The following is a 21,641-nucleotide window of genomic DNA, read 5'->3' on the forward strand; positions in this document are numbered from 1 at the left end:
CTGGTGGCGTTGCCCGACCTTACTCTTATCAGACCAGCAAATTCGTATTAAAGAGACCGCGAGTCTTAGGACTTCGGCTTCTTGGTACCGTACTTGGAACGACCCTGACGACGGTTTTGAACGCCGGAGGTGTCGAGCGCGCCGCGAACGGTGTGATAACGCACACCGGGCAAGTCTTTTACACGACCGCCGCGGATCAGAACAACGGAGTGTTCCTGCAGGTTGTGACCTTCACCACCGATGTAGGAAGAGACTTCGTACCCGTTGGTCAGGCGCACACGGCAAACCTTACGCAGGGCCGAGTTCGGCTTCTTCGGGGTGGTGGTGTAAACGCGGGTGCAAACGCCGCGCTTTTGCGGGCAGGCCTGAAGCGCGGGCACGTCACTTTTCGTGACGGGGCGCTTGCGCGGCTTGCGCACTAGCTGATTAATCGTTGCCATGGTGTTTAGCTGACTCCAATGGTTGCCTTGGCCTTTTTCGCGGTGCGGGCGCACCCACCCCACTGTTAAAGGCTGCGCATTCTAATGGCTGACCCTGGGCTTCGTCAAGTCCCGCCGGCGTTTTGCCGGCAGAACCGCGTACCCAAGGCCAACCGCCTGGTGAATCACTCGACCGCGTGACTCGCCACCTTAACGCTGATTACAGCTCGTCATCGGTGTCGAGAGCGGTGAGCTGAGCACCCAGCTCCTGTTCGACCTCGGTCGCCGAGGGATTGAACAGACGCTCGACGTCTTCGCGCTTGCGACGACGCTCGGCGTGGTGGGTCAAACCGGTACCCGCCGGAATCAGACGCCCCACCACGACGTTTTCTTTCAAACCGCGCAGGTAGTCGCGCTTGCCGGTGACCGCCGCTTCGGTGAGTACCCGCGTGGTTTCCTGGAACGAGGCCGCCGAAATGAACGACTCGGTCGCCAAGCTCGCTTTGGTGATACCCAACAGCAGACGCGTGTACTTGGCCGGGAACTTGCCCTCTTTCTCGAGGCGCTCGTTCTGCTCGAGTACGCGTACAAGCTCCGCCTGGTCACCGGTGATGAAGTCGGAGTCACCGGAGTCGGTGATTTCGACCTTGCGCAGCATCTGACGCACGATGACTTCGATGTGCTTGTCGTTGATGCCAACACCTTGCAGACGGTAAACGTCCTGCACCTCGGCGGTGATGTACTTGGCCAGCTCCGCCACGCCCAGAAGACGCAGAATGTCGTGCGGGTTGCTCGGGCCATCGGAGATGACCTCGCCCTTCTCGACGGTCTCGCCTTCGAACACGGCGATCTGACGCCACTTGGGAATCAGCGCCTCGAAGGGGTCGCCGGATTCCGGGGTGATCGTCAGACGACGCTTGCCCTTGGTCTCCTTGCCGAAGCTCACCACGCCGCTGATCTCGGCGAGAATCGCCGACTCTTTCGGCTTACGCGCTTCGAACAGATCCGCTACGCGCGGCAGACCACCGGTGATGTCCTTGTTACCGGACGCCTCGACCGGAATACGGGCAACGACTTCACCCACGCCGATGGCGGTACCATCGTCGACGGAGATGATCGAGTTACCCGGCAGCAGGTACTGCACCGGCGTGTTGGAACCGGAGACCGACACGTACTCGCCAGCGGCGTCCTGCAGCATGACCATCGGACGCTTGTCGCGGCCGGCCATCGGGCGCGCCGCGGACTCGATTACCTCGATGGAAGAAAGGCCGGTCATCTCGTCGACGGAGCGGTGCATGGTGACACCCTCGTCGAGGTCGATGAACTGCGCTTTACCTTCCACCTCGGCCACGATCGGATGCGTGTGCGGGTCCCACTTGGCCACTGTCGCGCCGGCGTCGACGACGTCACCGTCGCGTACCGAAAGCTCGGCACCGTAGGGCAGCTTGTAGTACTCGCGCTCGCGACCGTGGTCGTCGGCGACGGCCAGGGCGCTGGAGCGTGACACCACGACCAGTTTGCCGTCGGCGCGCTCGACGTGCTTGATGTTGTGCAGACGTACCTTACCGCCATGCTTGACCTGAACGCTGTCCACGGCAGACGAACGCGAGGCCGCGCCGCCGATGTGGAAGGTACGCATGGTCAGCTGGGTACCCGGCTCACCGATGGACTGCGCGGCGATGACGCCGACGGACTCACCGATGTTGACCTGGTGACCGCGGGCCAGATCGCGCCCGTAACAGGACGAGCACACACCGTGCGGCGTGTCACAGGTAATGGTCGAGCGCACCACGATTTCATCGACACCCATGGTGTCGAGGGCCGCGCACCACTTCTCGTCGAGCAGCGTGTTACGCGCGATCAGCACTTCCTCGGTGCTCGGATCGATGACGTCCAGCGCCACGACACGACCCAGTACGCGCTGAGACAGCGGTACGATGATGTCGCCACCCTCGATGATCGGGTGCAGCGTCAGACCGTTTTCGGTGCCGCAATCGGTCTCGGTGATCACCAGATCCTGGGCCACGTCAACCAGGCGACGGGTCAGGTAACCGGAGTTGGCCGTTTTCAGAGCCGTATCCGCCAGACCCTTACGCGCGCCGTGGGTCGAGATGAAGTACTGCAGTACGTTCAGGCCTTCACGGAAGTTGGCCACGATCGGTGTTTCGATGATCGAGCCATCCGGCTTGGCCATCAGGCCACGCATACCGGCGAGCTGACGGATCTGGGCGGCACTACCACGGGCGCCGGAGTCGGCCATGATGAAGACGCTGTTGAACGAGTCCTGCTCGACTTCGTTGCCGTCGCGGTCGATCACGGTCTCTTTCGAGATACCCGTCATCATCGCCTTGGCCACTTTATCGTTGGCCTTGGACCAGATGTCGATGACCTTGTTGTATTTCTCGCCCGCGGTCACAAGACCGGAGGAGAACTGGTCTTCGATCTCCTTGACCTCGGCTTCCGCCGCGTCGACGATCTCGGTCTTGGCATCCGGAATGACGAAGTCGTTGACGCCGATGGACGCGCCCGACCAGGTCGCCAGGCGGAAACCGGTGTACATCAGCTGGTCGGCGAAAATGACCGTGGGCTTGAGCCCGGAGCGACGATACACCTCGTTGATCAGCCCGGAGATCGCCTTTTTCTTCATCGGTTTGTCGATGAGCTCGAACGGCACGCCTTCCGGCAGAATGCGGAACAACAGCGCACGCCCGACGGTGGTGTCGTAAATGGAGCGCTTGTCGCTGCGCTCGCCGGTCTCTTCGTCGATCACGACTTCATCAAGGCGTACCTTGACGCGGGCGTGCAGCGAAACGGTTTGCGTACCGAAAGCGCGCTCGACCTCGTTGAGGCCGGAGAACACCATGCCCTCGCCCTTGGCGTTGATCTTTTCGCGGGTCATGTAGTAAAGACCCAAAACAACGTCCTGCGACGGTACGATGATCGGCTCGCCGTTGGCCGGCGACAGCACGTTGTTGGTCGCCATCATCAGCGCACGGGCTTCGAGCTGGGCTTCCAGCGTCAGCGGTACGTGGACCGCCATCTGGTCGCCGTCGAAGTCGGCGTTGTAGGCCGCACACACCAGCGGGTGCAGCTGGATCGCCTTGCCTTCGATCAACAGCGGCTCGAACGCCTGGATACCCAGACGGTGCAGCGTCGGCGCGCGGTTCAGGAGTACCGGGTGCTCGCGGATGACGTCGGCCAGGATGTCCCACACTTCCGGAAGCTCCCGCTCGACCATCTTCTTCGCGGCCTTGATCGTGGACGCATGGCCCAGCGACTGAAGCTTGGAGTAGATGAACGGCTTGAACAGCTCGAGCGCCATCTTTTTCGGCAGACCGCACTGGTGCAGACGCAGGGTCGGGCCGACGGTGATGACCGAACGACCGGAGTAGTCGACACGCTTACCCAGCAGGTTCTGACGGAAACGACCCTGCTTACCCTTGATCATGTCGGCAAGGGATTTCAGCGGGCGCTTGTTGGAGCCCGTGATCGCCCGGCCGCGACGGCCGTTATCCAGCAGCGCGTCGACCGCTTCCTGAAGCATACGCTTTTCGTTGCGCACGATGATGTCCGGCGCGTTCAGGTCGAGCAGGCGCTTCAGGCGGTTGTTACGGTTGATCACGCGACGGTAAAGGTCGTTGAGATCCGAGGTCGCGAAGCGGCCACCGTCCAGCGGGACGAGCGGACGCAGATCCGGCGGCAGCACCGGCAGCACTTCCATGACCATCCACGCCGGCGCGTTGCCGGAGTGGTAGAACGCTTCCAGAAGCTTCAGACGCTTGGAGAGCTTCTTGATCTTGGTCTCGGAGTTGGTCTGCGGAATCTCTTCGCGCAGCGTGTTGATCTCTTCTTCCAGATCGATGTCTTTCAGAAGCTCCTGCACGGCTTCGGCACCCATGCGGGCATCGAAGTCGTCACCGAACTCTTCGAGGGCTTCGAAGTACTGCTCGTCGTTCAAAAGCTGACCACGCTCGAGCGTGGTCATGCCCGGGTCGATCACGACAAAGGATTCGAAGTAGAGCACGCGCTCGATATCACGCAGGGTCATGTCCAGGAACATGCCGATGCGCGAGGGCAGTGACTTCAGAAACCAGATGTGCGCCACCGGGCTCGCAAGCTCGATGTGGCCCATGCGCTCACGGCGCACGGCCGCCTTGGTCACTTCGACGCCACACTTCTCGCAGATGATGCCGCGGTGCTTCATGCGCTTGTACTTGCCGCACAGGCACTCGTAGTCCTTCACTGGGCCAAAGATCTTGGCGCAGAACAGACCATCACGCTCGGGCTTGAACGTCCGGTAGTTGATGGTCTCGGGCTTCTTCACCTCGCCAAACGACCAGGAGCGAATCATGTCCGGCGACGCAAGGGTAATCTTGATCGCATCAAACTCTTCGGACTGAGACTGCGATTTGAGTACTTTCACCAAATCTTTCATTGGACAGCTCCTAGCTCTCTAACTCGATATCGATGCCCAGCGAGCGGATTTCCTTCACCAGTACGTTGAAGGACTCCGGCATGCCTGCCTGCATGGTGTGGTCGCCATCCACGATGTTCTTGTACATCTTGGTGCGGCCTTCGACGTCGTCCGACTTGACGGTGAGCATCTCTTGTAGCGTGTACGCCGCGCCGTAGGCTTCCAGAGCCCACACTTCCATCTCACCGAAGCGCTGGCCACCGAACTGCGCTTTACCACCCAGCGGCTGCTGGGTCACCAGCGAGTACGAACCGGTGGAACGGGCGTGCATCTTGTCGTCGACCAGGTGGTTGAGCTTCAGCATGTACATGTAGCCCACGGTCACCGGACGGTCGAAGCTGTCGCCGGTACGTCCGTCGTACAGCGTCATCTGGCCGGACTCGGGAATGTCGGCAAGCTTCAACAGGTGCTTGATCTCGTGCTCCTTGGCACCGTCGAACACCGGCGTTGCCATCGGCACACCGCCCTTGAGGTTCTTCGCCAGCGCGATGACTTCGTCATCAGAAAGCGAATCGATGTCCTCGAGGCGCGTACCCGGGGTGTTGTACACCTGGCCGAGGAAGTCACGAATTTCCGCCAGCTGCTGACCGCGCGCATCGCGCAGCATCGCGTCGATCTTCACGCCAAGCCCGCGTGCCGCCATCCCCAGGTGGGTTTCGAGGATCTGACCCACGTTCATGCGCGACGGTACGCCCAAGGGGTTCAGCACCAGATCGACCGGCTCGCCCTTCTCGTCGAACGGCATGTCCTCGATCGGCATGATCGCCGAGATGACACCCTTGTTACCGTGACGGCCGGCCATCTTGTCACCCGGCTGGATGCGACGCTTGACCGCCATGTAGACCTTGACGATCTTGAGCACGCCCGGCGCCAGGTCGTCGCCTTGGGTGAGCTTGCGCTTCTTGTCTTCGAAACGCTCGTCCATCTCTTTACGACGGTTTTCGAGCTGCTCATCCGCCTGGGCGAGCAGTTCGTTGAACGACTCGTCCTGCATGCGCAGCTTGAACCACTGCTGACGCGGAAGCTCTTCCAGGTAGGCCTCGTCGAGCACGTCGCCCTTCTTGAGCTGCGGGCCGCCGTTGACCGCCTGGCCGTCCAGGGTGCGCTTGAGACGCTCGAACGTGGCGTCCTCGGCGATCCGGTAGGTCTCCTGAAGATCCTTGCGGACTTCGTCGAGCTGCTCCTGCTCGATGGAGAGCGCGCGGGAGTCCTTCTCGACGCCGTCGCGGGTGAAGACCTGAACGTCGATGACGGTACCCTTCATGCCGGTCGGGGCACGCAGGGAAGTGTCTTTAACGTCGCTTGCCTTCTCACCGAAGATGGCACGCAAGAGCTTTTCTTCCGGCGTCAGCTGGGTTTCACCCTTCGGCGTCACCTTGCCGACCAGAATGTCGCCAGGGCCCACTTCGGCGCCGATGTAGACGACACCCGCCTCGTCCAGCTTGCCAAGCGCCGACTCGCCGACGTTGGGGATGTCCGAGGTGATCTCTTCCGGGCCGAGCTTGGTGTCGCGCGACACACAGGTCAGCTCCTGGATGTGGATCGTGGTGAAACGGTCTTCCTGGACCACCCGCTCGGAAAGCAGGATGGAGTCCTCGAAGTTGTAGCCGTTCCAGGGCATGAACGCGATGCGCATGTTCTGACCGAGGGCCAGATCACCCATGTCGACGGACGGGCCGTCGGCGAGGATGTCGCCGCGGGCGACGTTGTCGCCGGGGCGCACGATCGGGCGCTGGTTCATGCAGGTGTTCTGGTTGGAACGCGTGTACTTGGTCAGGTTGTAGATATCGACCCCGGCTTCACCGCCGATGATCTCGTCTTCATTGACCCGAACCACCACACGACGCGCATCGACGGAATCGATCACACCGCCACGACGCGCCACGGCGCACACGCCGGAATCGCGTGCAACGAAGCGCTCCATGCCGGTACCCACGAGCGGCTTGTCGGCGCGCAGAGTGGGAACGGCCTGACGCTGCATGTTCGCACCCATCAGGGCGCGGTTGGCATCATCGTGCTCGAGGAACGGGATCAGGGCCGCGGCCACCGATACAACCTGACGCGGGGACACGTCCATCAGCGTCACTTGCTCAGGACGCATGAAAGTAGTCTCGCCGCGGTGACGCACCTGAACCAGGTCATCACTGAGCTTGTTGGACTCGTCAACCGCCGCCGATGCCTGGGCGATGACGAAATCACCCTCTTCGATCGCCGACAGGTGGACGATATCGTCCGTCACCTGACCCGCGTTCACCTTGCGGTACGGCGTCTCGAGGAAACCGTAGCTGTTGGTGTGGCTGTAGGTGGCCAGCGAGTTGATCAGACCGATGTTCGGACCTTCCGGCGTCTCGATCGGGCACAGACGACCGTAGTGCGTGGCGTGTACGTCACGTACTTCGAAGCCTGCACGCTCACGGGTCAGACCACCCGGGCCGAGTGCGGACACACGACGCTTGTGGGTAACTTCCGAAAGCGGGTTGTTCTGATCCATGAACTGTGACAGCTGGCTTGAACCGAAGAACTCTTTCACCGCCGCCGCGACCGGCTTGGCGTTGATCAGATCCTGCGGCATCAGGCCTTCGCTTTCCGCCATGGACAGACGCTCTTTGACCGCACGCTCGACACGCACCAGGCCCACGCGGAACTGGTTTTCGGCCATCTCGCCGACACAGCGGATACGGCGGTTGCCCAGGTGATCGATATCGTCAACGTCACCAAAGCCGTTACGGATATTGATCAGCTCGCGCAGTACATCCAGGATGTCCTTGCGGTCCAGCACGCCGGAGCCGGTGTCGGAGTCGCGACGCAGGCGGCGGTTGAACTTCATCCGGCCGACACCGGAGAGATCGTAGCGATCTTCGGTGAAGAACAGGTTGTGGAACAGCGTCTCGGCGGCTTCCTTGGTGGGCGGCTCGCCGGGGCGCATCATGCGGTAGATCTCGACGAGCGCCTCGAGCTGCGACCCGGTGGTGTCGAGCTTCAGGGTGTCGGAGATGAACGAACCGCAGTCGAGATCGTTGGTGTAGAGCGTCTCGATTTGCGTGATGCCGCCCTGGGCCATGCGCTCAAGCACTTCCGGGGTGATCTCGGTGTTGCAGTTGACGATCAGCTCGCCGGTCTTGGCGTCGATCTGATCCTTGGCCAGGGTCTTGCCGTAGAGGTACTCCATCGGCACTTCCAGACGCTCGAGTCCGGCCTTTTCCAGCTGGCGGATGTGCTTCTGGGTGATACGACGGCCTTCCTCGACGATCAGCTCACCGTTGCCATCCTTGATGTCGAAGGTGGCGGTGTCACCGCGCAGACGCGACGGCACGAGCTCCACGGAGAAGCCAGACTTCTCGATGTGAAACTTGCTGGTCTCGAAGAATTCGTCGAGGATCTCTTCGGTGCTCATGCCAAGCGCACGCATGAGTACCGACGCCGGCAGTTTGCGGCGACGGTCGATACGCACGAACACGTTGTCTTTCGGGTCGAACTCGAAGTCGAGCCAGGAGCCGCGGTAAGGAATCACGCGAGCAGAGTAAAGGAGCTTGCCAGAAGAGTGGCTTTTGCCCTTGTCGTGATCGAAGAACACACCGGGTGAGCGGTGGAGCTGGGAAACGATTACCCGCTCGGTACCGTTGATGACGAAGGTACCGTTCTCGGTCATCAGGGGGATTTCCCCCATGTAGACTTCTTGCTCTTTGATATCTTTAATGGCTTTATTGGAAGAGTCGCGATCATAAATGATCAAGCGAACCTTCACACGCAGCGGTGCCGAGTAGGTGACACCGCGCAGCTGGCACTCTTTTACGTCGAACGCCGGCGTGCCGAAGCGGTAGCTGACATACTCGAGCGCGGCGTTGCCGGAAAAGCTCTCGATCGGAAAGACGGACTTAAACGCCGCATGCAGACCGACCTCGTGACGCTCGTCAGGCGAACGGTCCTGCTGGAGAAAGTCGTAGTAGGAATCAAGCTGGATCGCCAGCAAGTAAGGCACATCCATCACTTGGGGCAGTTTGCCGAAATCCTTGCGGATGCGTTTTTTCTCAGTATATGAGTAAGCCATCTGTATTCCCCAGCTTGTTCACCATGGGTGGCCGATGCGTGGTCATCTGCCCCGCGGGCGTTTCAGACGCAGACAGCAAGCTCCTAAATCGGTAGCTCGCCGTCAAAAATCTTGATAGATAACAGTGTTATCGGACGCTCATTCGGGTATAAGACCCTTTAACGACGATACCAAACACCGGTCTTACTGTGTGGCTGCCCTTATGGCAGCCTTTCTGCATAACACGGCAGCGCGTTTGATGCCAGCTACAACAGAAAAAGGCCGGCAGCGGGAGGGCCCGCCGCCAGCCGTGGAAGCTTACGCCGCGCGTAAAGCCACCGGCACAAGAATTACTTGAGCTCGACGGATGCGCCTGCTTCTTCCAGCTTGGTCTTCGCAGCTTCTGCGTCGTCCTTGGACATGCCTTCTTTCAGCGTGGCCGGTGCGCCGTCGACGGCACCCTTGGCTTCTTTCAGGCCAAGACCGGTGATTTCGCGAACGGCCTTGATGACGTTGACTTTCTTGTCGCCAGCAGAGGTCAGAACCAGGTCGAACTCGGTCTGCTCTTCAGCAGCAGCTTCGCCGCCAGCAGCCGGGCCAGCCATAACAGCTGCAGCAGCTGATACGCCGAATTTCTCTTCCATCGCTTCGATCAGCTCGACAACTTCCATTACGGACATGTCGGCTACAGCATTGATGATATCGTCTTTGGACAGTGCCATTGTTTCATTCCTAACTTTGCGGGAGTCTTGCGACTCGGGATTCGTTGCTCGGTTCACGCAGCGCCTTCACGCTGCCAACAGGTGAAGCGGTTTACGCCGCTTCGGCTTCCTGCTTCTGGTCGCGCAGAGCGGCCAGAGTACGAACCAGCTTGCCAGCGGAGGCTTCTTTCATGACCGACATCAACTTGGCGATTGCCTCGTCGTAAGTCGGTAGGGTTGCCAGACGGTCGATATCGGCAGCCGGAATCAGCTCACCTTCGTAGGCCAGCGCTTTTACTTCGAAGTTCTGCTCGGTCTTGGCGAACTCCTTGAACAAACGAGCGGCAGCGCCCGGATGATCGGTGGAGAAGGCCAACAGAGTCGGGCCAACGAAGCTCTCGGTCAGGCACTCCCACTGAGTGCCCTCGAGGGCGCGGCGTGCCAGCGTGTTGCGGACAACACGGATCTGGACGCCATTCTCGCGCGCTTGCTTGCGCAGGTCGGTCATTTTGCCGACCGTCACGCCGCGAGAATCGGCAACTACGACGGAGAGTGCGTCCTTGGCCGCTTCACTCACCTCGGCAACAATCGCTTTCTTGCCTTCAAGTGCTAGTGGCACAGTGATCACTCCTTCGTGCCGGACCTTCAAGGCCCGGTGGTTACCATCTCTTCCGGAGCCAACCGCTCCCCGAAAGCCGTAGGGATGGTGCTCACCAGACAAGCGCTGCTTAAAAGCATCAACCAACTGGCGGCCACACCATCTGCGCAGGCGCTTTGAGCGATTAAGCCATCGAGGCGTTGCCCCGTGTGGCACCTGCGGTCTTTGACGGCGCCCCACGCGTGCGTGGGGGACCGCAAAGTTCTTGCCTTACTTCTGTCAGGCGCGCCGGGCAGTGCCCGGCGCGCCTTCCATCGAACTCCGACGACGCTTAGACGTAGGCAGAGTGGTCGATGGTGATACCCGGGCCCATGGTAGTGGACAGGGTCATTTTCTTGAAGTAGATACCCTTGGACGTGCTCGGCTTGAGACGCTTGAGGTCGGCGACCAGCGCTTCCAGGTTGCCGGCAACGGCGCTCGCTTCAAAATCGATCTTACCCAGCGTGGTGTGGATAATACCGTTTTTGTCGGTACGGAAGCGTACCTGACCGGCCTTGGCGTTCTTCACCGCGGTGGCGACGTCCGGGGTCACGGTGCCGACTTTCGGGTTCGGCATCAGACCGCGCGGGCCGAGGATCTGACCCAGCTGGCCCACGACGCGCATGGCGTCCGGCGAGGCGATGACGACGTCAAAGTCCATCACGCCCTTTTTGACCTGCTCGGCCAGCTCGTCCATGCCCACGATGTCGGCGCCGGCTTCTTTAGCGGCATCGGCGTTGGCACCTTGGGTGAAAACGGCAACGCGTACGTCCTTGCCAGTACCGTTGGGCATGACGGTGGCGCCACGAACGACCTGGTCGGATTTACGCGGATCAACGCCCAGGTTGATCGCCACGTCCACGGACTCCTTGAACTTCACGGTGGAGAGCTCGGAGAGCAGGTTGACCGCTTCTTCCAGAGAGTACGCTTTCTTGGTGTCTACTTTGGCACGAATGTTCTGCGCGCGCTTGGACAGTTTAGCCATGATCAGAGACCCTCCACGTTTAGGCCCATGCTACGAGCGCTACCAGCGATCGTGCGTACGGCGGCGTCAAGATCGGCAGCCGTCATGTCCGGCTCTTTGGTGCGGGCGATCTCTTCGAGCTGTTCGCGGGTCACGGTACCGACTTTTTGCTTGTTCGGTACGCCAGAACCGGACTTGATGCCAGCGGCTTTTTTCAGCAGCACGGCGGCAGGCGCGGTTTTGGTGACGAACGTGAAGCTACGATCGGAATAAACGGTGATCACGACCGGCGTCGGCAGGCCCGGCTCGATGTCCTGAGTCGCGGCGTTGAACGCTTTACAGAACTCCATGATGTTGACGCCGTGCTGACCCAGTGCAGGGCCCACGGGCGGACTCGGATTGGCTTTACCTGCAGCGACCTGCAGTTTGATATAAGCCTGTACTTTCTTGGCCATGGTGATTACTCCAGTTGGGTGATAACGCCTGACGGCTCCCCGGTGTACGTAAAACGGCCAAAGCCGTTTTACATGAAAATCGTTTTATCGCGCGGCCTTTACGACCGGCCTCTTCCACCCTGCTCTTTCTTGCTCGGTTATCTCGACCGGATCTTTTAGAGCGAGCCTTATCTGGCTAGTCCTTCTCGACCTGGGAGAACTCGAGCTCCACGGGCGTGGCGCGACCGAAAATCAGCACGCTGACCTGCAGGCGGCTCTTTTCGTAGTTCACTTCTTCGACGACGCCGTTGAAGTCGGCGAACGGCCCGTCGGTAACGCGAACCGACTGACCCGGCTCGAACATGGTCTTCGGCCGCGGCTTGTCGGTGCCATCCTTGACGCGATGCAGGATAGCGTCCGCCTCGCGAGGGGTAATCGGCGCCGGCTTCTCCTTGGTGCCACCGATGAAGCCCATCACGCGAGGCGTCTCGTTGACCAGATGCCAGGTTTCGTCGACCATTTCCATCTCGACCAGCACGTAGCCCGGATAGAACTTGCGCTCACTCTTGCGGCGCTTGCCGTCGCGCATTTCGACCACTTCTTCCGTTGGCACCAAAATTTCGCCGAAGCGGTCTTCCATGCCATACATCTTTACCCGCTCGATGAGCGAGCGCATCACGTGCTTTTCAAAGCCGGAATAGGCGTGGACGACATACCAACGTTTGGACATGAAAACTCCTAACCAATGACGCCGGACATTGCCCAGCCAAGAAGCGTGTCGATCAACCAGAGCATAAGACCAACGACCATGACGGCTACCAGCACGATGGCGGTGGTCTGAATGGTTTCGGCGCGCGTGGGCCAAACGACCCGCTGAATCTCTTTCTTGGCGCTAACCGCAAGCTCGACCAGCGCGCGACCCTTGGTCGTGGTCAGCGCAATGAGGCCGGCGCCGGCGCACAAAAGCACGACACCCAGCACCCGGTAGAGCAAGGCGACATCGGCAAAATACGTGTTACCCACAACGGCAACGACAAGCAGCGCCGCGACGGCTACCCACTTGAGGCCATCGTGACGTGATTGTTGCACCTCGGCGCCAGGTTTTACGGAACTAGGCTTCATGAAAACGAGACTCCTCAGGGTGCAGCAAGCAACTTGGAATTCTTGAAAAAGACATACCAACCTGGGGAAGGTTGGCAGGCCAGGAGGGACTCGAACCCCCAACCTGCGGTTTTGGAGACCGCTGCTCTGCCAATTGAGCCACTGGCCTGTATCATCGTGTGCAGTTGCACACCTGCGCTACAGCGGGCAGCATGATAGCGAAGAACCGCCACCGTGACAACCCCAAACGTCGTCTACCGCATCGCGCGGCGACAAGACAAAAAAAGCGAGCAATGCCCGCTTTTTCGAAATATGGAGCTCATGGACGGAATTGAACCGTCGACCTCACCCTTACCAAGGGTGTGCTCTACCCCTGAGCTACATGAGCTTAACTTGCACTACAACCAACAGCGCTTGACTGGAGCGGGCGGCGGGAATCGAACCCGCACCATCAGCTTGGAAGGCTGAGGTTCTACCATTGAACTACGCCCGCTTGATCAAACATGAATCAAAAACCGGCAAGCTCAACCGAAAAACACGCCTTGCGGCTTTCAACTCCAGCAGCAAAATCAACGCTGCCGTAAAACTGGTGGAGAGGGAAGGATTCGAACCTTCGAAGCTTTCGCGGCAGATTTACAGTCTGCTCCCTTTGGCCACTCGGGAACCTCTCCAGCTGTGGCGGCACATTATGCCAGCCTCCAAAACAGTGTCAAGCCAGATAGCTACTTAATTTATCAAAGCTTTTGACTCAGCGTACGCCGCTTTCACGGGCCGCACTGCCTTGGAACGCGCTGCATTCTGTCAAAGCAGCATGGAAAAAGCAAGCGCCGCGCGAATTTTTTCCAACGCCACCGGCTCGGGCACCCTTGGCGCCCCGGCCATGCGGCCAGCGCGCTCGGCAAAGGTGAGCGGAAAACTCGCCTCCAGCCCGCCATACACCATGTCCGGCCACACCGCGTGAGGCACACGCACCCCGCGGGAGATCACCCGCGCATCGCCGCCGGTCAGAAGCATGGGCAGCGTGACGCCCTGCTGGTCACACACCTCGCTATACACCCGGTTGATTGCGCTGACCGCCGCCATATAAATGCCGTGGTTGACCGCATCCACCGTGCGCCGGCCAGGCTCCAGCAGCGCCTCGGCTTCGCTGTCCGGGTCGATCGCCACGTTGCGCGTGCCAAGCTGCAGGCTCTCTTTCATCAACCTGAGCCCGGGGATGATAAAGCCGCCCAGATGCATCCCTCCGGGGAGCACGAAATCCACGGTGATGGCGCTGCCGCAGTCCACCGCGCAGCAGCCGCCGGCGAGCTGGTAGCCCGCCAGCGCCCCCATCCAGCGATCCACCCCGAGCTTGCCCGGCTCGTCGTAGCCGTTGATCACCCCAAGCGACTCGGGCAGCGATTTGGCGACGAAGACGTGGCGCACCTGGCGGCGCAAAAGCTTGACCGTGTCGTCGAGCACTGCGGCGCGGGCGACGCTTGAAATACGCACCGCCTCGACCACGTCGAGATCCGGAATATCCGCGCCGGGGCGCCACTCCTCGCGCGTCCATACGGCCCCGCGCGAGCGAATCTCGCTGCTATTGGCATCCTTCAGGCGCCACTTGGAGAGCGTGTTACCAATATCCAGATCCAGAATCATAGGCGCCTACGCACGCTGATCTCACCGCCGGACAAACGCCGCGTCTGGCCGCTTTCATTCACCCAGAGATTGCCGCTGTCGTCGACATCGCCGGCGACCGCCTCGCTTTCTCGGGCGCCCTGGATGACGCGCACGCCAAGCCCCTTGTAGGCATGGCGCGCGTTCCACTCGTCGCGCCAGATGCCAAAGCCGTGCTCCTCGAAGCCAGCAAGCATGGCCAGAAGCCCTGCGATGACCTCGGCGGCGAGCTGATTGCGTGAAAGCGTCGGCACCTCGTCGAAAAGCGCAGCCACCGGCTGGTCGATCGTCTCGCGCAGGCTTTGGGGCAAAAAGAGGTTCATGCCCATGCCGATCACGGCCTCGCAGGGGCCGGCGGCGTCGCCGGTCACCTCGATCAGAATACCGGCGAGCTTACCGAGCTCGCCGCCTTTATCAGAAAGCAGCACGTCGTTGGGCCATTTGAGTTTGGGCGTTACCCCGTGGCGCTCGAGCACCTGAGCCACCACCACGCCCACCGCCAGGCTCAGCCCCTCAAGCGAGGCCACCCCGGCCTCGAAGCGCCAGCCAAGCGAGAGCATCAGACTCTGCCCCCAGGGCGTGGACCATACCCGCCCGCGCCGCCCACGCCCGGCGGTTTGCAGCTCGACCAGGCACACCTCGCCGTGGCCGGCACCCTGATCGAAGCGCGCGCGCAGATACTCGTTGCTCGAGGCAAGCTGGTCCTCGACGAACAGGCGCGCCAGCAGATGGCGCGCCTCGGCGGGAAGCTCCGATACCACTCGCTTGCCGTCCAGCGGCTCCAGCGGCTGGGCCAGACGGTACCCGCGGCCTTTCACCGCAACCAGCTCCACGCCCATGGCGTCGAGCTTCTTGAGCTGTTTCCATACCGCGGCGCGGGAAACGCCCAGCGCCTGGCCGAGCGCCTCACCGGAATGGACGTCGCCATCGCTTAACAAACGCATCAGGTTACCGATGGTCATGTCCTTGCCCTGGTTGGGAAAACGCCTATCTTACCGGATGCGCCCAGGCAGCGAAAACTGCCGCCATTGGGTTATTGACTTGCCTCTTTATTTAAGACAGCGCTGGTAGTCGCCCCACCCCAGACCCTATAATGCCGCCCTATTTTTCCAGCAGGATCGCGTCGTGATCGAGAATCTTCGTAACATTGCCATTATCGCCCACGTTGACCACGGTAAGACTACCCTGGTCGACAAGCTGTTGAGTCAATCCGGTACGCTTGATCGTAAGGCCGAAGGCCAGGAGCGTATCATGGATTCGAACGACCAGGAGAAGGAGCGCGGTATCACCATCCTGGCCAAGAACACCGCTATCAAGTGGCAGGATGACAAGGGTACGGACTACCACATCAACATCGTCGACACCCCCGGGCACGCCGACTTCGGTGGCGAAGTCGAGCGCGTCATGTCGATGGTGGACTCGGTCCTGCTGCTGGTCGACGCCGTCGACGGCCCGATGCCGCAAACCCGCTTCGTGACCCAGAAGGCCTTCGCCCAGGGCCTGAAGCCGATCGTCGTGGTCAACAAGATCGACCGCCCCGGCGCGCGCCCGGACTGGGTCATCGACCAGATCTTCGATCTGTTCGACAATCTCGGCGCCTCGGACGAGCAGCTCGACTTCCCGATCATCTACTGCTCGGCGCTCAACGGCATCGCCGGCATGGAGCCGGACGCGCTCGAAGAGAGCATGGACCCGATGTTCAAGTCGATCGTCAACATCGTCGAGCCGCCCAAGGTCGAAATCGACGGTCCGTTCCAGATGCAGATCTCCGCGCTCGACTACAACAGCTACGTTGGCGTCATCGGTCTTGGCCGCATCAAGCGCGGTAGCGTCAAGCCCGGCCAGCAGATCAGCGTGATCACCAAGGAAGGCAATACCCGTAAGGGCAAGATCGGCCAGGTGATGACCCACATGGGTCTTGAGCGCGTGCAGACCGACGAAGCCACCGCCGGCGACATCGTCTGCATCACCGGTATCGAAAATCTGGCGATCTCCGATACGCTGTGCGACCAGAACGCCGTCGAAGCGCTGCCGCCGCTGACCGTCGACGAGCCGACCGTCTCCATGACCTTCCAGGTCAACGACTCGCCGTTTGCCGGCAAGGACGGCAAGTACGTTACCAGCCGCAACATTCGTGACCGCCTCGAGCAGGAGCTGATCCACAACGTGGCGCTACGCGTCGAGCAGGGCGAAACTCCGGAGAAGTTCAAGGTCTCCGGTCGTGGCGAGCTGCACCTGTCGGTACTCATCGAGTCCATGCGCCGTGAAGGCTTCGAGCTGGCCGTTGGCCGCCCCGAGGTCATCATCAAGGAGATCGACGGCGAGAAGCAGGAGCCCTACGAAGAAGTCATCATCGACTGCGAAGAGCAGCATCAGGGCGCGATCATGGAAGAGCTCGGCTACCGCAAGGGCGAGCTCTCCAACATGAACCCGGACGGCAAGGGCCGTGTGCGCCTGGACTTCATCATCCCGGCGCGTGGCCTGATCGGCTTCCGCGGTCAGTTTCTGACCCTGACCTCCGGCACCGGCATCCTGACCAGCCGCTTCGATCACTACGGTCCGCTCAAGCCTGACGCGTCCATCGAGCGTCGCAACGGCGTGCTGGTCTCCATGGTCGGCGGCAAGGCGCTTTCTTATGCGCTTTACACCCTGCAGGAGCGCGGCAAGCTGATCATCGATCACGCCACCGAAGTTTACGAAGGCATGCTGATCGGTATCAACAACCGCGCCAACGACATGGTCGTGAACCCGACCAAGGGTAAGAAGCTCGACAACATGCGCTCCACCGGTAACGATGAAAACATCGTGCTGACGCCGCCGATCAAGTTCACCCTGGAGCAGGCGATCGAATTCCTCGACTCCGACGAACTGGTGGAAGTGACCCCGTCGCATATCCGTCTGCGCAAGAAGCACCTGACCGAAAACGAGCGTAAGCGCGCCGGCAAGAAATAAGCCCGCCGCTCGTCTGAAAAGCCCGCCACCGCGCGGGCTTTTTTTTGTGCCCGGCGTTTGGGCTCGCGCGCATTTAACGTCCTGATTAACGCAGCCTAAACGCAAGGGGGCTGGAAAGCGGACCCGTTCTGTCGCAAAGTAGGATGCGAACCGCGCCCAAGAACTCGGCTATCCTACAATTCATACAGGTGTTTGGATCGCGATCCGAGCCGACACCCACAGGGACGCTCCCGCACACAAGCCGTGTCGCCGCGCCGGCGCCGCCCTTTCAAGGGCCAGGCAATGGCCGGGCAGCTGCCTTCCCTGGCAAGAGGACACCATGACCCCGATTATCGAAGTACAACACGTCAACAAGGCCTTCGGCGGGCTACACGTCATCAACGACTGCTCGATCAAGGTCGAAAAAGGCTCCATCACCGGCATGATCGGCCCCAACGGGGCGGGCAAATCGACGCTTTTCAACCTGATCGCGGGCTCTCTCGTCCCGGACAGTGGCCGTATCCTGCTCGACGGCGAAGAGATCACCCCGCTTCCCGCCGACGCCCGCTTTCACAAGGGATTACTGCGCACCTTCCAGATCGCCCACGAGTTCAGCCAGATGAGCGCGCTGGAGAACCTGATGATGGTGCCGCCGCGCCAGGCCGGCGAGCGTTTGTTCAACACCTGGTTCAAGCCGGGGCTGGTGCGCCACGAGGAAGACGAGGTGCGCCGCCGGGCGCTGGAGGTGATCGAGTTTGTGGGCCTGCATCACGTGAGAAACGAGCTGGCGGGCAACCTTTCCGGCGGGCAGAAAAAGCTTCTCGAGCTTGGCCGCACCATGATGACCGACGCGAAAGTGGTGCTGCTCGACGAGATCGCCGCCGGGGTCAACCGCACGCTCTTGGGCGATCTGATGGGCAACATCGAGCGGCTCAACCGCGAAATGGGCTACACCTTTTTGGTCATCGAGCACGACATGGAGATGATCAGCCGGCTGTGCGACCCGGTCATCGTGCTGGCCCAGGGCAGCGTCATGGTCGAGGGTTCGATCGAGGCGATCCAGCAAAATCCCGAGGTGATCGAGGCCTATTTCGGCAGCGATGCCGCTTAGCGCGGTGCCAACAACAACACACTCTTTCGAGACTTTTCGATCATGTCCAACGATGCGTCACCCCCCTCGCCGGCGGCCAGCGCCGCGCCGCTTCTGGACGCGCGCGACGTGCACGGCGGCTACGGCAGTATGAACATCTTGAACGGGGTCGACATGACCCTCTACGCCGATGAGGTCGGCGTGATCGTCGGCCCCAACGGCGCCGGCAAGTCCACCATGTTGAAGGCGGTGTTCGGCCTTTTGAACGTCAATCAGGGCGAGATCCTGCTGGGCGGCGAGCCGATCCAGAACCTGGCGCCGAACCAGCTGGTCAAGCGCGGCATGGGCTTCGTCCCCCAGGAGAAGAACGTCTTCCCGAGCCTCTCGGTGCAGGAGAATCTGGAGATGGGCGCGTATTTGAAGCCGCACAACGTCAAGCGCATGCTCGAGCAGGTCTATGAGTTCTTCCCACCGCTCAAGGACAAGCGCCGCCAACCCGCCGGCGAGCTCTCCGGTGGCCAGCGCCAGATGGTCGCCATGGGCCGCGCGCTGATGGCCGAGCCCACACTCCTGCTGCTCGACGAGCCCACCGCCGGGCTCTCACCGCTCTACATGAACGAGATCTTCGATCGGGTAAAGAAGATCAACGCCGCCGGCGTCGGCATTTTGATGGTCGAGCAGAACGCCAAGCAGGCGCTCGCCATCGCCGACAAGGGCTTCGTGCTGGCCGCCGGCCAGAACCGCTTTACCGATACGGGGGCGGCGCTTTTGGCCGACCCGGATGTCGCCAAGAGCTTTTTGGGCGGCTAGCCCGGGGGAGATACTCGTGAACGAACTGGTCTTTTTCATCAATAACGTCCTGATCGCCGGCAGCGTCACCGGGTCGATCTACGCCATTGGGGCGATCGGCGTGACGCTGATTTTCAGCATCATGCGCTTCGCTCACTTCGCCCACGCCGACATGATGACCTTCGGCGCCTTCATGGTGCTGCTGCTCGCGTCGGCCTTTCCCGCCGCGGGCGCCAGCATCGGCGTGCCCACCGCGCTGATCATGCTGCCGCTGGCCATGGCGCTCACTGCCCTGCTCGCCGTCGGTATCGATAAGGCGTTCTACAAGCCACTGCGCGCTCACGGGGTCAAGCCTATCGTCATGGTCATCGGCTCCCTCGGGGTGACGCTGATGCTGCAGGGGTTGATCCGCCTGTTCGCCGGCACCGGCGGCCAGAGCCTGTATGTCGATGACCGTAAGGAGATTTTCCGGCTGGGGCTGCCTTTCGAAGGCGCCCGAGCCCCCATCGTGGTGACCGAACCGCAGCTCTATCTGTTCGTGATCACGGTGGTGGCGGTCGTGGCGCTGGCGGTGTTCTTGAACCGCTCGCGGCTGGGCAAGGCGATGCGCGCCATGTCGGACAACCCGGAGCTCGCTCAGGCCTCGGGTATCAACACCAACACCATCGTGGCGGTCACCTGGATAATCGCCGGCGGCCTGGCGGCGATTGCCGGCACGCTTTTGTCACTGGATGTGACCTTCAAGCCGGATCTGAGCTTCTTTCTGCTGCTGCCGATCTTCGCCGCCGCCATCGTCGGCGGGGTGGGCCATCCCTACGGGGCGATCGCCGGCGGTTTCGTGGTGGGCTTTGCAGAGACCCTGGCGGTGTTCAATTGGAACGTGCTGCTGCGCCCGTTTCAGGAGCGCCTGCCCGAGTGGCTGGAGCTTCCGTCGAATCTCGCCTTCGTGGGCACTGAGTACAAGATCGTGGTGCCGTTTTTCATTCTCGTGGCGATTCTGATCTGGCGCCCCACGGGGCTCTTCAAGGGCAAGGTGATCTAATGAACGATAAAACCTCCTCCTATACGCCCCGCGATGCCACCGTCACGCGGCGCTTCCCGCTGCGCGAGGTGGTGCTGTTCGCCGCGCTTTTGGTCGCGGTGCTCGGCGTCTACGCGCTGATGGGCGCGGCCTACAGTACGCGCATGCTGGTCGAGGCGGCCTGCTACGCCATTCTGGCGCTCGGCCTGACCATTCAGTGGGGCTACGCCGGGCAGTTCAACGCCGGCGTCATGGGCTTCGTGGCCCTTGGCGGCTTTAGCGCCATGCTCTTTAGCGTGCCGGTCAACGACGCTTTCTGGGGCACGGAGCTTCCCTTCGAGCTTGGCCGCGTGCTGCTTTACGGCATCGCCGCGGTGCTATTGGTGGTCGGCGTGAGCCGGCTCGACCGTTTCGGCATGCCCAAACGGCTGCGCACCGTGGTCACCGTGGTGGTGGCGGTAGTGCTTTATCTCACCGTGATCAGCATGCTTCGTGAGGTGACCGGCGAGATTCAGGCCCGCGCCGGCTTCGTCGGCGGTTTCGGCCTGCCGCCCTGGACGGGCTGGATCGTCGGCGGCGCGCTTGCCGGCGGCGTGGGCTACTTCATCGGCCATATTTGTCTCGGGCTTCGAAGCGACTACCTGGCGATCGCCACCCTCGGTATCGCCGAGATCATCAAGGCGTTTTTGAAAAACTCCGACTGGCTGACCCGCGGCACCGCCACGGTCTCGCCGCTGCCCTGGCCGACGCCGGGGCCTGCCGAGCTCGGCTTCACGCTGTCGCGGGCGATCTATCTATCGCTGACCGCGGTGATCATCGCGGCGATCTTCTTTTTGCTCCACCGCGCCTACCACGCCCCCTGGGGACGGATGATTCGCGCCATTCGTGACAACGAAGTCTCCGCGGCGGCCATGGGCAAGGACATCAACAAACGCCGCCTCGAAATCTTCGTGCTGGGCTGCATTCTGATGGGTCTGGGCGGCGGCGTGCTGGGCACCTTCAACAGCCTCTTCGACCCCCAGGGGTATCTGCCGCTGAATCACACCTTTCTGGTGCTGGTAATGGTGATTCTCGGCGGGCCCGGCAACAACCTGGGCACGATCTTCGGCGCCGTAGCGGTGTACATCATCTGGATCATGTCCGAGCCGCTGGCGCTCTACGTCATGGAGCTGGTGACGAGTATCGGCGAAGGTGCGGGCTGGGAGATGCCCAGCAACCTGGACAGCCGCGCGCTGCAGGCCCGCGTACTGGTGATTGGCATGCTGATCACGATCGTGCTGCGCTTCGCCCCCAAGGGGCTGCTGCCGGAGAACATCAAGACCCACGGCTAAGCACCGGCCACCACGAAAAACGCCCCGGGCTTTCGGCCCGGGGCGTTTGTTTTACAAGGCTTC

16 protein-coding genes and 4 tRNA genes are annotated in these 21,641 nt (G+C 61.3%); 5 read left to right on the forward strand and 15 right to left on the reverse strand.

Features of this window, described 5'->3' with window-relative positions:
- Nucleotides 1-65: 65 nt before the first annotated feature.
- The 15 genes from rpsL to RN346_RS16125 form a co-directional block, all read right to left on the reverse strand.
- Nucleotides 66-440 carry a 30S ribosomal protein S12 gene (rpsL, locus tag RN346_RS16055; RefSeq protein WP_263585837.1) on the reverse strand — a complete coding sequence of 125 codons (375 nt, stop codon included), beginning with the start codon at nucleotides 438-440 and terminating at the stop codon, nucleotides 66-68.
- 199 nt (nucleotides 441-639) lie between these two features.
- Nucleotides 640-4,854, reverse strand: a complete 4,215-nt coding sequence (gene rpoC / locus RN346_RS16060) for a DNA-directed RNA polymerase subunit beta' (RefSeq protein ID WP_311958915.1) — start codon at nucleotides 4,852-4,854, stop codon at nucleotides 640-642.
- Between the two features lie 10 nt (nucleotides 4,855-4,864).
- Complete coding sequence (gene rpoB / locus RN346_RS16065) at nucleotides 4,865-8,941, reverse strand: DNA-directed RNA polymerase subunit beta (RefSeq protein ID WP_263585835.1); 4,077 nt, start codon at nucleotides 8,939-8,941, stop codon at nucleotides 4,865-4,867.
- Nucleotides 8,942-9,270: 329 nt separating this feature from the next.
- Complete coding sequence (gene rplL, locus RN346_RS16070) at nucleotides 9,271-9,642, reverse strand: 50S ribosomal protein L7/L12 (RefSeq protein WP_263585834.1); 372 nt, start codon at nucleotides 9,640-9,642, stop codon at nucleotides 9,271-9,273.
- Nucleotides 9,643-9,733: 91 nt separating this feature from the next.
- On the reverse strand, nucleotides 9,734-10,240 hold the full coding sequence (rplJ, locus tag RN346_RS16075) for a 50S ribosomal protein L10 (RefSeq protein ID WP_263585833.1): 507 nt from the start codon (nucleotides 10,238-10,240) through the stop codon (nucleotides 9,734-9,736).
- A gap of 310 nt (nucleotides 10,241-10,550) precedes the next feature.
- Nucleotides 10,551-11,243 (reverse strand): 50S ribosomal protein L1, encoded by a 693-nt coding sequence (gene rplA, locus RN346_RS16080; protein WP_252105851.1) that lies wholly within the window; start codon nucleotides 11,241-11,243, stop codon nucleotides 10,551-10,553.
- 2 nt (nucleotides 11,244-11,245) lie between these two features.
- Nucleotides 11,246-11,677, reverse strand: a complete 432-nt coding sequence (rplK, locus tag RN346_RS16085; protein ID WP_263585832.1) for a 50S ribosomal protein L11 — start codon at nucleotides 11,675-11,677, stop codon at nucleotides 11,246-11,248.
- Nucleotides 11,678-11,852: 175 nt separating this feature from the next.
- On the reverse strand, nucleotides 11,853-12,386 hold the full coding sequence (nusG, locus tag RN346_RS16090) for a transcription termination/antitermination protein NusG (RefSeq protein ID WP_263585831.1): 534 nt from the start codon (nucleotides 12,384-12,386) through the stop codon (nucleotides 11,853-11,855).
- An 8-nt stretch (nucleotides 12,387-12,394) separates the two neighbouring features.
- Nucleotides 12,395-12,778, reverse strand: coding sequence for a preprotein translocase subunit SecE (secE, locus tag RN346_RS16095; protein ID WP_263585830.1), 384 nt, complete (start codon nucleotides 12,776-12,778; stop codon nucleotides 12,395-12,397).
- 72 nt (nucleotides 12,779-12,850) lie between these two features.
- Nucleotides 12,851-12,926 (reverse strand) — tRNA-Trp (locus RN346_RS16100).
- A 144-nt stretch (nucleotides 12,927-13,070) separates the two neighbouring features.
- Nucleotides 13,071-13,145 (reverse strand) — tRNA-Thr (locus RN346_RS16105).
- A 31-nt stretch (nucleotides 13,146-13,176) separates the two neighbouring features.
- Nucleotides 13,177-13,250 (reverse strand) — tRNA-Gly (locus RN346_RS16110).
- A 94-nt stretch (nucleotides 13,251-13,344) separates the two neighbouring features.
- Nucleotides 13,345-13,428, reverse strand: a tRNA-Tyr gene (locus tag RN346_RS16115).
- A 130-nt stretch (nucleotides 13,429-13,558) separates the two neighbouring features.
- Nucleotides 13,559-14,398 (reverse strand): type III pantothenate kinase, encoded by an 840-nt coding sequence (locus RN346_RS16120; RefSeq protein WP_263585829.1) that lies wholly within the window; start codon nucleotides 14,396-14,398, stop codon nucleotides 13,559-13,561.
- Complete coding sequence (locus RN346_RS16125; RefSeq protein ID WP_311958916.1) at nucleotides 14,395-15,378, reverse strand: biotin--[acetyl-CoA-carboxylase] ligase; 984 nt, start codon at nucleotides 15,376-15,378, stop codon at nucleotides 14,395-14,397. Before RN346_RS16125 ends, RN346_RS16120 begins: the two co-directional genes overlap by 4 nt.
- 163 nt (nucleotides 15,379-15,541) lie before the next feature.
- Here RN346_RS16125 and typA point away from each other — a divergent pair, with 163 nt between their 5' ends.
- The 5 genes from typA to RN346_RS16150 all read left to right on the forward strand — a co-directional run bounded on the left by typA (nucleotide 15,542) and on the right by RN346_RS16150 (nucleotide 21,578).
- The gene (gene typA / locus RN346_RS16130) at nucleotides 15,542-17,368 is read left to right on the forward strand and encodes a translational GTPase TypA (RefSeq protein ID WP_263585827.1); all 1,827 of its coding nucleotides are present in this window, start codon (nucleotides 15,542-15,544) and stop codon (nucleotides 17,366-17,368) included.
- Between the two features lie 319 nt (nucleotides 17,369-17,687).
- Entirely contained in the window at nucleotides 17,688-18,458 is a 771-nt protein-coding gene (locus RN346_RS16135) for an ABC transporter ATP-binding protein (RefSeq protein ID WP_311961697.1), read from the forward strand.
- A gap of 42 nt (nucleotides 18,459-18,500) precedes the next feature.
- On the forward strand, nucleotides 18,501-19,247 hold the full coding sequence (locus RN346_RS16140; protein ID WP_263585825.1) for an ABC transporter ATP-binding protein: 747 nt from the start codon (nucleotides 18,501-18,503) through the stop codon (nucleotides 19,245-19,247).
- Nucleotides 19,248-19,263: 16 nt separating this feature from the next.
- Complete coding sequence (locus RN346_RS16145) at nucleotides 19,264-20,268, forward strand: branched-chain amino acid ABC transporter permease (RefSeq protein ID WP_311958918.1); 1,005 nt, start codon at nucleotides 19,264-19,266, stop codon at nucleotides 20,266-20,268.
- Complete coding sequence (locus RN346_RS16150; protein ID WP_311958919.1) at nucleotides 20,268-21,578, forward strand: branched-chain amino acid ABC transporter permease; 1,311 nt, start codon at nucleotides 20,268-20,270, stop codon at nucleotides 21,576-21,578. Before RN346_RS16145 ends, RN346_RS16150 begins: the two co-directional genes overlap by 1 nt.
- The last annotated feature ends 63 nt before the right edge of the window (nucleotides 21,579-21,641 follow it).

The sequence above is a fragment of the Halomonas sp. PAMB 3232 genome (assembly GCF_031954225.1).
GTDB lineage: Bacteria > Pseudomonadota > Gammaproteobacteria > Pseudomonadales > Halomonadaceae > Vreelandella.

Excerpts from the sequence above, each read along its gene's own strand:
- secE (WP_263585830.1), bottom strand. The coding sequence starts at position 12,778 with ATGAAGCCTAGTTCCGTAAAACCTGGCGCCGAGGTGCAACAATCACGT.
- rplA (WP_252105851.1), bottom strand. The coding sequence starts at position 11,243 with ATGGCTAAACTGTCCAAGCGCGCGCAGAACATTCGTGCCAAAGTAGAC.
- rplL (WP_263585834.1), bottom strand. The coding sequence starts at position 9,642 with ATGGCACTGTCCAAAGACGATATCATCAATGCTGTAGCCGACATGTCC.
- RN346_RS16135 (WP_311961697.1), top strand. The coding sequence starts at position 17,688 with ATGACCCCGATTATCGAAGTACAACACGTCAACAAGGCCTTCGGCGGG.
- rplK (WP_263585832.1), bottom strand. The coding sequence starts at position 11,677 with ATGGCCAAGAAAGTACAGGCTTATATCAAACTGCAGGTCGCTGCAGGT.
- RN346_RS16125 (WP_311958916.1), bottom strand. The coding sequence starts at position 15,378 with ATGACCATCGGTAACCTGATGCGTTTGTTAAGCGATGGCGACGTCCAT.
- RN346_RS16140 (WP_263585825.1), top strand. The coding sequence starts at position 18,501 with ATGTCCAACGATGCGTCACCCCCCTCGCCGGCGGCCAGCGCCGCGCCG.
- rpsL (WP_263585837.1), bottom strand. The coding sequence starts at position 440 with ATGGCAACGATTAATCAGCTAGTGCGCAAGCCGCGCAAGCGCCCCGTC.
- RN346_RS16120 (WP_263585829.1), bottom strand. The coding sequence starts at position 14,398 with ATGATTCTGGATCTGGATATTGGTAACACGCTCTCCAAGTGGCGCCTG.
- rpoB (WP_263585835.1), bottom strand. The coding sequence starts at position 8,941 with ATGGCTTACTCATATACTGAGAAAAAACGCATCCGCAAGGATTTCGGC.
- RN346_RS16150 (WP_311958919.1), top strand. The coding sequence starts at position 20,268 with ATGAACGATAAAACCTCCTCCTATACGCCCCGCGATGCCACCGTCACG.
- rpoC (WP_311958915.1), bottom strand. The coding sequence starts at position 4,854 with ATGAAAGATTTGGTGAAAGTACTCAAATCGCAGTCTCAGTCCGAAGAG.
- nusG (WP_263585831.1), bottom strand. The coding sequence starts at position 12,386 with ATGTCCAAACGTTGGTATGTCGTCCACGCCTATTCCGGCTTTGAAAAG.